Consider the following 7,085-nt stretch of genomic DNA (forward strand, 5'->3'; position numbering starts at 1 on the left):
GTCGCTACCCTTCTTGCTTTCGCTTCTTCGTGATCAACAGCATCAACAGCCCGGCGCCCATCAGCGCCACCGCGGCGAGGACGAGACCGATGATCTGCACACCAGTCATCGCCAGGGCGCCCTGTTCGCGTTCTTTCTCATTACCCGACCCGGGGGTCTCCCGTGGCGGCGGGGTTTCGCCCGGCGGGGTGTCCCCTGGGGGCGGGGTGGACGGCGTCGTCGGCGGCGTCGTCCGCGGCGTCGTCGGTGGTTCGGTCGGTGGGGTGTTCGGCGGAACCGTGTTGTTCGTCTTCGCCACGATCACCCCTTCCACCGGCCGGGGGTTATCAGCAACAGTATGGAAAGGAACCGCCACCAGGAAGGGGCTGATCTCCCGGTACTCTCCCGCCGCGGCACCAGCCGGTGCCTGGGAGGTGACCAGGTAGATGCCCTTCTCGAGCCCCTGGAATCGGACCTGGCCGGCCTCGTTGGTCACGGCTGTGATCGTGCGGTCGGTCGGCCAGTCAGCGATCTCGTCTGCGCTGGTGTTGCGGACCTTCGCCTTATCCGCGGCGTTCTCCGGGTCGATGCCCTGCAGCCGCTCCAGTTTGATGGTCACGCCCGCGACCTTGCCCGTGGCAGGGTTGACCGGGTCCCCATTGCCCGGGGAAAGCGTGATGCTCAGCGTGTCGGTTCCGTAGTCGCGGGATACCCCGGGCTGATCACTCAGCCCGGCTACCTGGGCTGCGTCGGCAACCCCGACGGCACCATTTGCGCCGCCGAGCAGGCCAGCGCTGAGGGCGATGGCCGCCACAAGGCTGCGACTGGTCCGTACCGCGCGTGCGTGGCTAGTCATCTGCTCCAGCCCTTTCGTCATTCATCGTCTCTGTCGTTTCTTGGGATTCGTCATCCCGCTTGTTCTTCAGCAGCCACCGCAGCAGCAGGAGCAGCACAACAGCTGCTGCCGCGAGGAGCGCGTACATCCACCACTGCCACCCGGCACCGTGGTTCTTGTCGAAAACCTCGTGATCCTCTGGGTCCAGCGGGACCTGGTGGCCGCGCACCAGCAGGCGGTGCGTGTTAATCCCGTAGGGAGTGCAGGTGATCAGGGTGATGTAGTCCTCGCCCTGCTCCGGGCGGAGGTCCTCGGTTTCGCTGGGCAGCACGACCTTGATCTGGTCGACCACGTACTTCAGCTTCTCGCCGGAGACCTGGACGTAGAAGACATCACCCTTCTCCGCCTTATTGAGGTGGTCGAACATGGTGGAGTTCGCCAGACCCGTGTGACCGGTGATCACCGAGTGCGTGCCCTTACCGCCGACTGGCAAGTCGGAGCCGAAGAGGTGTCCCAAGCCCTTTTGCAAAGTGTCGTCATCTGTCCCGTGGAAGATCGGCAGGTCTGCCTTGATCTTCGGGAAGATGAGGCGCGCCATCGCGTCGTTCGCGTCGAGCTGGTCCAGGTATTCCTGGTAGTCGGGGTTTTTCTCGTCGAAGCGGGCGAGCCAGGGGTCAAGGATGGGGCCGGTGGTTCGGTTCTCGTTGTACTCGTGGGCACGCTCCCACTGGGTGTTCTTCACCGCTTGTGGGGTGCCCTTTTCGAGTTTCGCGTATTCCTGCGCGGCCTTCGTGGCGAGGTGGTTATTCCACAGGGTGGACGTCACTGGGTACAACATCACGAGCACCCCAAGGATCACGAGCACCGCGGCCAGCACGGGACTGGTTTTGGCGCTGTTGGCACGGCGCGGTTCCTTCTCCGGTTCCACGTCGGTGCTGAGGGTCTGATCCACGGGGTGCTCCTAGGGCTGGTTCTGCTTGGCCGTGCTTTGGGTGAAACCTGGCCCGGGCAGTTGCTTTTGAGGGCCAGGTTTTACCGATTCAGCGGGCTATTAGTTCTTAGCGCCGCGGCGTGCGAACCATGCACCGGCTGCCACGATGGCGGCACCAATTGCGGCCAGGATGCCAATACCCATGCCACCGGTCATCGGCAGGTTCGGGGTAGTGTCGTTGGAGTTAACGACCTCGCCCTCGTTAGCACCGACCTGGACGGAAGCCAGCTTGTAGACGCGCTCCGGGTCAGTCGACGTAGCAACCAGCTTGAACTCGAGTGCCTCCGGCAGCAGCTCCTTGCCCTTCGGGGCCTTGGTCTCAATCAGACAGTAGTGGGACTGGTCATCAGCGGCAACCTCAGCATTGTCTTCGAAGTCGTTGACGTGAAGACCGGTAATCTTGACGATACCGTCCTGGCCAGAGACGAAGGTGGTCTTAACCTCGCCGCCCTGCTGACCGTTTACCGGAGTCCAGGAGTCCTTCTTCTTAGTGTCAATCTCGGAGCACTTCTCACCAGCGGCCTGGCGGACAATCTGGAACTCGGCGCCTTCCAGACCCTTGCGGTCGCCATCGACCTTCTTGAACTGCAGGCCACCCCAGTAGGTCTTGACCTCCGGAGTCTCCTTCGGAGTGGAGTTTTCGGTACCATCCGGGTTGTTCTGGAAGACCAGAGCCTTGTTCGGCGCGATATCGGTATCCTTCGCGAACTCAGACTTCAGCGTGGTGGTGATGGTAACGACGACCTTGTCACCGGCCTTGAGAGTCTTTGCAATTTCTGGCTTCAGGGCGACGTCGACCTTGTTGCCCTCGAAGAACTTCCCATCAACATCCTGCGTCGGCTGGATCTCCTGGCCAGCGACCGTCACCTTCACTTCGGTGATTTCCAGCTTCGGGTCAATCTGGTCAGTGATCTGGAACTGGGTGCGCTCCGTGTTCGGCTTCAGCTGTCGCGCGGTACCAGTGACGGTGTAGACAAGGTTCTTATCACCAGCGTTCTGGTCCTTGTCCTTGACGGTCTTGGTCGGCTCTTCGTCCTTGTAGTTCTTCGGGAACGCGTGGACATCGTAGTTCCAGGTGGTGCCCTGAGTCTCGTCGCCTACCTTGCCATTGCTGGTCATCGGAACGAAAGCGATGAATGGAACAGCCGGGTCATAGCCTTCCTTCGGGCCGGTCTCAACAACCAGGTAAGCACCGAGGTCAAGATTCGGGGAAACGACCCACTTGCCGTCTGGGCCGGTCTTACCGGATGCAACCTCCGACAGGACACCCGCAGGCAGGTCACCCTTGAGAGCTGCGCCCTGAGAGAAGTCAGATGCCTTCAGCTTCGAAGCAGCCAGCAGACCTTCGTTAGTGGTGACATCAATGTCGGTAGCGCCGTCTGCAGTCTTGTTGATCTTGTAAACAGTGAAGCCGACACCTTCAAGCTTCTGGCCACCGTTGTCCTCAACATCCTTGACATCAGCTTCGGTACCAGACGGCTGGCCTTCGCTGGTCGGATTACCGAACTTGTGAATGGTGAGCGAGCCCTTGGCTTTCTTATTCACCAGCGGGGAATCGCCGGCTGGCTGGTTGATAGCAGTGTCCTGAGCAGCAGCGATCGCGCCCGGGGCAGCAATACCCAAGGAGAGGCCAGCGACGGCGGCGAAAGTGACCGAACGAATGGTCAGAGAGTTCTTCTTCACTGGAGTGAATTCCTTTACATCAGTAGGGACTGGAGCGCGTAGCGCCCCTCGACGTTCAGCGACCCACTCCGGTTAGCTACTTTTAAGCTTGCCGCCTTTTTCAGCCACGACACCTTAAAATTCGCTGGCGGTTCACACGCGCCCAAAACCCCTTTGTTGACAAATCACTTTTGTTGTGATGCCATTTTTGGGCTTCAGTCCCGCGAGCCTCACCTAGTAGATCGCACATGATTAGCTTACTGGAAATTAAGCACTTTCCACACCCCTGCAGCTAAAATAGTTAAGATACACGTTACTGCTCCCCAAAACACACTTAGCTGACACGACCCAAAACCACCCTCAACCTATATTGTTGAGCAGTATTTCACCCTGATCGCACTGGAGACACACTCCCCCCATTAGGGTGAAAAATGTTATGTGTCTCACGGCGAAAATTAAGCCTTTAGGAGCCTCGCAGCTAAAAATAGACTCGGAATCTCCACATTCCACCGAAGCGAACCTCAACCCCGCAGTAGAAGTTAAGGCCTATGACAGATCAACCCCAAACGCCGAACACGACGGACGCGACCCCGCCCCGGCGTGGCAAGAAACTAAACACCAACGCCATCATCGCCGTCTTCCTCATCCTCGCCGGCTTGGGCGTACTGCTATACCCGGTCCTCGCCACCCAGTGGAATAACTACCAGCAATCCCGCGCCGCCGATGCCTACTCGCAGCTGGAAAAGGGCGTGCCCCCAGAGGTCCTCAATAAAGCCTGGGAGGAGGCACAGCAATACAACGCCAACCTCGGAGATATCGACCCCGGCGATGCGTGGACCAGCTCCGACGACGAGAGCTCCCCGGCGTATCAGCGCTACCTGAATTACCTCTCCGTCCTGAACGAGACCGAGGCCATGGGCCGCATTGTGCTGCCCTCCATCAAGTCCGATCTGCCAATCTTCCACGGCACCTCCGACCGCGTGCTGGCCCGCGGGGTCGGCCACCTTTACGGCACGGACCTGCCTGTCGGCGCACCCGGCGAGCTCGGCGAAGATGGCGCTATCCTGCCCGCCCCACCAGAGGGCCGACTCTCCGCGCTTTCTGCCCATACCGGACTGCAGAACGCCACCCTGTGGGACAACCTCGACCAGATCGAGAAGGGCGACCCGGTCTACGTCGCCGCGGCGGGCGAGAAGCTGAAGTACGAGGTCCGAGACATCGAGGTCGTCACCCCGGATAAGACCAGCCTGCTGCGCCGCACGCCGAATAAGGACCTGGTCATGCTCATCACCTGCACCCCCTATGGCATCAACACCCACCGACTGATCATCACCGCCGAGCGCGTGCCGATGGACCCGCAGGAAGAGTCCGTCTTCGACGGGCAGGGCACCACCTGGCAGTGGTGGATGTGGGCCATCCTCGCTGCCGCGGCGATCATCGTGCTGTTGCTGATCCGCTGGTGGTGGAAGAACTTCCGCAAGCAGGAAGGCGAGGAGGGCCCCACAACCTCCGGCACTGGGGACACCACGGAGAGTTAACGAGCTTTTGCCTGGTGCGTTGCTTAACATCATGAACTCATGAGCTCATCCTCCTCTCAGGCTTCTACTACCCGCCGCCTCACCATCACCGGCGCAGTCGCCCTGGCGGTAGACACCGCCGCAACCCTGGCCACCGCGCCAGCCTTCGCCGCACCCCGCCCGGTGCAGGATCCCCGGGTTTTCATCGTCTCCCCGGCGCGCACCCTGTCAAGCCCCGAGTTTTCTAGAGCGTAGTTTTTCTGGTTTTGGGTTGGGTCAGGCGGCTGCGTTCGTGGTGGAGATTGCATTCCAGTAGGCGGTCTCGTAGTCGACGGGCTGGTGTGGCCCAGGGCTGAGTGGAGTCGGTGGTTGTTGTACCAGCCGACCCAGTTGGCGGTGGCTTTCTCGACTTCGTCGAGTGTGGCGAAGCCTTTAGGATGCATGCTGACGTTATGGATGCATTCTCCCTTGTAAAAGCTGTTTATAGCCTCTGATAGGGCATTGTCATAGGAGTCTCCTTTACTGCCGACGGATGCGACAATTTGGTTGTCGTCAAGGGTTGCTCCGTACGCGATAGCGCGGTATTGGGCCCCTCGGTCACTGTGGTGAATAAGCTGGTCAACGCGCTGGTCCTGACGGAGCCGGTCGGCTATGGCCATATTGAGTGCGTCAACAGCCGGCTCGGTATACATGGTGTCGCTGAGCTTCCAGCCCACGATTCTGCGCGAGTACACGTCGGTAATAAACGCGGTGTAGATTCGGCCGGATAGGGTGCGCACGTAAATGAAATCAGCACCCCATAATACGTTGGGGGCATCAGCCTTAAACCACCTGTTGACCAGGTCTTTCGGACAGTTGTCTCTCTTTGCTGAATACGTTGTATCCAGACTCTTTTTACGCATCAGGCCTTGGATGTGGGCTCTTTTCATCAATCGCTCGACGGTGCAGCCAGCCACAGGCCCTTGACCATGAGTGGCCAGGTGATGGTCTTGGTTGATGAGGGCATACAGTTTGCGTGCCCCGTAGACGTAAAAATTCTGTGTGAACAGTCTCTGCAGGTAGTCCATGAGAATACTGTCGCGTACCTCCCTGTTGCTGGGGGTATGGGCTATACAGGCGTAGTATGTACTCGACGCGATCTTGATGCCGGCTTCTTTCAAAGTCCGGCAGATCGGCTCGACGCCGAAGGTATCTTTATGGCCGGTGATGTAGCCGATGACCACTGAGAGGGGCGCTCGAGCTCCGCCGCGAAAAAGCCGATGCTGACCGCAAAATCGCATTCGCGCGTCTCAGCTCTCGGTTCTCTTTTTCCAATTGAGCTAGCTGCTCGGCATCCGACGTTGTCGTTCCTGGCTTATCACCGGCCTCGACTTTGGCTTGGTTGACCCACCCTCGCAGGGTCTCCTTGTTGATCCCGAGCTGCTCGGCGACGCGGCCAATCGCTCCCGTCACAGTCGAGCGATCAGACTAAGCGTCTAACACCAAGCGCACGGCACGTTGGCGAAGCTCATCCGGGTACTTCTTCTGTGCTGGCATAGGAAAAACCCTCCGTTACTTCCTACCCTCCATCAAACCCGTGCTAGCTCACTTTCTTCGTGCGCACATACGTAATGTCAGCCACCCACAGTGTGTTCGGATACTGGGCTTTGCCTTCACGCTCGGCCAAGTCTGGGTCGCTTCAGGCACGTTAGGCTTACCGGTTGTGATAGGTGATCTGCCTTTGCCTTTGTAAGAAACACCGGCCAGGCGCATCAACTAAGCAGTGTGTTCACAACCGATATTAATTCCGTCGCGGCGGAGGCCATGCCCCATTTTCCGAACACCGTAGGCGGCGTAATTATCCCGATGACCAGTTCTAATGCGTTCAATCAGTACAGCAGCCGTGAAGGCGACGAGCACGTAATCCACGGGCATTGGAGTAGCGATACCCACGCGAGGTGATAAACCCACCAGCCCGGTTATTCTTCAACGTCTTACAAATGAACTCGACAGAGAAACGATTCCGGTGTTCATCGATGAACCGGATCATTTCTTAACGTTTTGGGCCTAGGGACCTGACCCCTTTTTGTTGGACACCTGATATCCAGCCCGGTTGGGTTGG

Annotated in this window: 6 protein-coding genes; 1 reads left to right on the forward strand and 5 read right to left on the reverse strand. The window is 59.1% G+C overall.

Annotated features, from left to right (window positions below; all coding sequences use genetic code 11):
• Nucleotides 1-4: 4 nt before the first annotated feature.
• The 3 genes from HMPREF2943_RS11215 to HMPREF2943_RS11225 all read right to left on the reverse strand — a co-directional run bounded on the left by HMPREF2943_RS11215 (nucleotide 5) and on the right by HMPREF2943_RS11225 (nucleotide 3,488).
• A complete protein-coding gene (locus HMPREF2943_RS11215; RefSeq protein ID WP_049192331.1) occupies nucleotides 5-835 on the reverse strand; it encodes an isopeptide-forming domain-containing protein in 831 nt (276 codons plus the stop codon).
• Nucleotides 828-1,766 (reverse strand): class C sortase SrtC, encoded by a 939-nt coding sequence (gene srtC, locus HMPREF2943_RS11220; protein ID WP_070711643.1) that lies wholly within the window; start codon nucleotides 1,764-1,766, stop codon nucleotides 828-830. Before srtC ends, HMPREF2943_RS11215 begins: the two co-directional genes overlap by 8 nt.
• Nucleotides 1,767-1,865: 99 nt before the next feature.
• On the reverse strand, nucleotides 1,866-3,488 hold the full coding sequence (locus tag HMPREF2943_RS11225) for a SpaH/EbpB family LPXTG-anchored major pilin (protein ID WP_070711645.1): 1,623 nt from the start codon (nucleotides 3,486-3,488) through the stop codon (nucleotides 1,866-1,868).
• A gap of 527 nt (nucleotides 3,489-4,015) precedes the next feature.
• Between HMPREF2943_RS11225 and srtB the strand changes: the two genes are divergently transcribed.
• Nucleotides 4,016-5,005, forward strand: a complete 990-nt coding sequence (gene srtB / locus HMPREF2943_RS11230; RefSeq protein WP_070711647.1) for a class B sortase SrtB — start codon at nucleotides 4,016-4,018, stop codon at nucleotides 5,003-5,005.
• A 56-nt stretch (nucleotides 5,006-5,061) separates the two neighbouring features.
• Here srtB and HMPREF2943_RS11235 read toward each other — a convergent pair whose 3' ends face one another.
• Both HMPREF2943_RS11235 and HMPREF2943_RS12750 read right to left on the reverse strand, forming a co-directional pair.
• Nucleotides 5,062-6,207, reverse strand: a complete 1,146-nt coding sequence (locus HMPREF2943_RS11235; RefSeq protein ID WP_070711649.1) for an IS3 family transposase — start codon at nucleotides 6,205-6,207, stop codon at nucleotides 5,062-5,064.
• Nucleotides 6,179-6,436 carry a transposase gene (locus HMPREF2943_RS12750; RefSeq protein WP_083315684.1) on the reverse strand — a complete coding sequence of 86 codons (258 nt, stop codon included), beginning with the start codon at nucleotides 6,434-6,436 and terminating at the stop codon, nucleotides 6,179-6,181. The genes HMPREF2943_RS11235 and HMPREF2943_RS12750 overlap by 29 nt, the downstream gene beginning before the upstream one ends.
• Between the last annotated feature and the right edge of the window lie 649 nt (nucleotides 6,437-7,085).

The sequence above is a fragment of the Corynebacterium sp. HMSC072D12 genome, from assembly GCF_001813925.1.
GTDB classification, from domain to species: domain Bacteria; phylum Actinomycetota; class Actinomycetes; order Mycobacteriales; family Mycobacteriaceae; genus Corynebacterium; species Corynebacterium aurimucosum.